The sequence below is a fragment of the Clostridioides sp. ZZV14-6009 genome (genome assembly GCF_020658095.1).
Taxonomy (GTDB): Bacteria; Bacillota; Clostridia; order Peptostreptococcales; family Peptostreptococcaceae; genus Clostridioides.
The window spans coordinates 1-230 of the sequence record NZ_JAGWDG010000093.1; the positions used below are offsets into that span (position 1 = coordinate 1).

Consider the following 230-nt stretch of genomic DNA (forward strand, 5'->3'; position numbering starts at 1 on the left):
CTCCAAGGGTGGGGCTCGAACCCACAGCCTACCGGTTAACAGCCGGTTGCTCCACCGTTGAGCTACCTTGGAATATTTTGGAGGCGACACCCAGATTCGAACTGGGGATCAAGGAGTTGCAGTCCACTGCCTTACCACTTGGCTATGTCGCCGCCTTTTTGGTGATCTATCCGCGACTCGAACGCGGGACACCCTGATTAAAAGTCAGGTGCTCTACCGACTGAGCTAAT

The 230-nt window shown here is 54.8% G+C and carries 2 tRNA genes; both read right to left on the reverse strand.

The features are described from left to right. A tRNA-Asn gene (locus KGF36_RS20035) sits at nt 1-72 on the reverse strand. A gap of 6 nt (nt 73-78) precedes the next feature. After that, nucleotides 79-152 (reverse strand) — tRNA-Cys (locus tag KGF36_RS20040). Between the last annotated feature and the right edge of the window lie 78 nt (nt 153-230).